This window comes from Cellulomonas sp. P5_C6, from assembly GCF_054049635.1.
The window spans coordinates 1-719 of sequence record NZ_JBFULZ010000390.1 but is presented as its reverse complement, the minus strand read 5'-3'; the positions used below and the strand labels follow the sequence as shown (position 1 = coordinate 719).

At 73.7% G+C, this 719-nt stretch carries 1 protein-coding gene; it reads right to left on the bottom strand.

Annotated features, from left to right (window positions below):
* Positions 1–587, bottom strand: a 587-nt coding sequence (locus ACXJKG_RS21330; protein WP_456847713.1) for a histidine phosphatase family protein, incomplete at its 3' end; no start/stop codon positions are given.
* Positions 588–719 lie beyond the last annotated feature (132 nt).

Here is a 719-nt window from a genome sequence, read left to right as displayed (position 1 = left end):
CTGCGGACCAGGCGGGTGACGGCGGCGTTGCGCACCGGGGCATGGCGGGCGAGGTCGAGCACCTCCCGCTCCGACAGGCTCTCGCACACGTAGCGGACGGACATGATCACCGCGTCGTGCGCGACGACGAGCACGCGGCGCCCGTCCTCGACCCGGTCGAGGTCCGCAAGGAAAGCCCGTACCCGGAGCACGAGGTCGGCCCAGGACTCCCCGCCCGGAGGCCGGTAGTAGAACTTGCCGAGGTGCCGTCGACGCGCGCTCTCCGCCGGGAACCGGGCGTCGACACCCGTGGTGGTGAGCCGGTCGAGGATGCCCAGCTCGCGGTCGCGCAGTCGCTCGTCCACGCGCACGGACAGCTCGGCGCCAGCAGCACGCAGCGCGATCGTCGCGGTCTGCACGGCACGCACGTACGGCGAGCACCAGACCACCTCGGGACCGTCCTGCGCGCCCTGCTCGACGAGCCATGCCCCGAGTGCGGCTGCCTGCTGCTCGCCGAGCGACGACAGAGGGGTGTCCGCGTCGCGTGTCTCGAGCTCGAGCTCCTCGCGTCCTGCCCTCTCGGCGACGGTCGCTGCGACGTTGCCCACGCTCTCGCCGTGGCGGACGAGGATCAGCTCCTGCGCACCGCTGCGGGCGCGGTCGGGCCCGTTCACGCCGAGCCGGCCAGTCCGTCGGCGATCGGGCGGTCGCCTCCGGGGGCGATCGTGGCCGACGTGCTG